The organism is Methanobrevibacter sp. (assembly GCF_045603845.1).
GTDB lineage: Archaea > Methanobacteriota > Methanobacteria > Methanobacteriales > Methanobacteriaceae > Methanocatella.
Genome location: NZ_JAZUMY010000030.1, coordinates 1 through 2,358, shown reverse-complemented (window position 1 = coordinate 2,358; position 2,358 = coordinate 1). Strand labels below are relative to the sequence as shown.

Genomic DNA, 2,358 nt, shown 5'->3' with positions numbered 1-2,358 from the left:
CAAAACAACACCCAGAAAGAAAAAACCACACAGATGTTTCAACATCCAATACCAACCAACATAAAACATGAGAAAAAACAATAAAATAACGGAGAAAAATCATGAATCAAAATCTACCAACTTGACGACATTGAATAATTTTTATGGATAAAAAGATATTATTTGCATTAATTATAATGGGATTACTTGCTGTTTCAGCAGTCAGCGCTCAAAATTCATTATTTTTAAGCAATAATGATGATTCAATGTATCAGGTCTCATTAATGCAGGCTTTCATGCATGGAGAATATGGCGGAGTAATCACTGTGGGTGATTTCAAATCACATGGTGATATCGGTCTTGGAACATTTGAAGGAGTAAATGGTGAGATGATAGTCTTGGACGGTGTTGTTTATCAGGCGGCCTCTGATGGAAGCATCAATGTCATGTCAGATGATGAAAAAGTACCGTTCGGTACTTACTCACTTTGATGAAGACGCAAAAATAGACAACATTACTGCAAAGGATTTTGACGATTTAACCAGTCAATTGGACAATGAAATCACAAAATACGGTACAAACAATATGTATGTAATCAAAATCAAAGGTGATTTTTCAAACATTACAGTCAGAAGTGTTGAAAAACAGGAAGAGCCATATAAGGAATTCACCGATGTGGCTGCAGTTGACCAAAGGGTATTCAACCACACCGACCAGACCGGAACAATTGTGGCAGTGTATTTCCCAGATTACATGAACGAATTGAACATGCACGGATGGCATCTTCACTTCCTGTCTGATGACAAGACAAAAGGAGGACATGTCCTAAATTTAACTGATTTCAAGGGATCAGGTCAAATTGATGAAATTCATGAATTCAATATGATACTTCCAACTGACGATTTATTTGCAAAAATGAATTTCACCGAAGACATGACCAGTAAAATCAGCAGTGTGGAATAATTCTTTTGAGTTATTCCCTTTTTTATTATTTTTAGAAAAAACAATTTATTACAATAAATGGGAGAATAAGGATTCATGAAATACAAAAAAAGCATAATCATACTGGTGCTTGCTATTTTTTTATTCAGTGTAGCTGGTGTATGTGCCAGTGATGCAAACGATAATGTAGGTGAATTGTCACAAGCTGATGCTGATGAAATGGTGTCTGTTGAGGAAACTGAATTAATCAGTTTAACAGAAAATGAAGAAATAACAATTGAGAGAAATGTAGGAACATTTTCTGAATTGCAAAATAATATTACTGAAAAATATGGTTCAACATTAATATTAACTAAGGATTATGAACATGGAGACGATTTTGAGTCTAATGGAATCATTATTAACCAATCAATAACAATTGATGGACAAGGTCATAAAATCGATGCCCAGGGAAAATCAAGAATATTCAAAATAACAGTAGACAATGTAATACTTAAAAATATAAATTTCATAAATGGTAACACAATAATGGAGGGTGGTGCAGTTCACTTTGAAAAGTCCGGTACTGTGAGTGATTGTAATTTCACAAATAACATTGCTTCTGAAGATGGAGGTACTGTCTGGATGACTTCCGGCAGCATGACTGATTGTAATTTCATTAACAATTCCGCTTCCAGGGGAGGTGCAGTTTGCTTTTATGAGAAAGGTAATTTGACAAATTGTAATTTCAATAATAACTCCGCCGAAACTGGTGGTGCAGTATTTATTGAGAATGATTATTCAAATTCCAAAATCATCTCCACTTTTATTAACAATTGCGCAAAGAATGGTGGTGCAGTATACTTTAACGGTGCGGTTAATAATGTCATTATTAATAGTGTCTTTAGAAACAATGGTGCTGAAAGGACTGGTGGAGCGATCTTTGTCCGTGGACAGTCAATGAACAGTAATTTTTCTTCTGAATTCTATGGCAATCAGGCAATAAAAGCCAGTGGAGGAGCAATATTTTTCAATAGTCTGACTGAAAACAACAGTTTTGAAAGCATTTTCACCAACAATTACGCACTCTACGGTGGTGCAGTCTTTTTTTACAAAAAGGCAAACTACAATAAGTTTAACTCTAACTTCACCTCCAATGTTGCCAAATCCTGTGGAGGCGCAATGTTTTTCTACAACACTACCGACAACAATAACTTTACATGTAATTATATTAATAATCTTGCTTTAGGCCAAGTTGATGAAACAGTTGGAAACGGTGGTGCAATAACATTTAAGAATACCTCAACAAATTCCATATTCACATGTGATTTCATAAACAACACTGCCAACCTGAATGGTGGTGGAGTAAACTACCGTCAAACTCCTTACAACATAACATTCAACGGTAATTTCATCAACAATACATCTCCTAGAGGTGGAGGAGTAAATTTCTTTGAA

Annotated in this window: 1 protein-coding gene and 1 pseudogene; both read left to right on the top strand. The window is 34.9% G+C overall.

Annotated features, from left to right (window positions below; translation table 11 throughout):
* The first annotated feature begins 143 nt into the window (after positions 1-143).
* Positions 144-942, top strand: a pseudogene (budA, locus tag ACKI2W_RS02950) (acetolactate decarboxylase).
* A gap of 75 nt (positions 943-1,017) precedes the next feature.
* A partial coding sequence (locus ACKI2W_RS02945; RefSeq protein ID WP_407379072.1) for a hypothetical protein occupies positions 1,018-2,358 on the top strand: 1,341 nt, incomplete at its 3' end.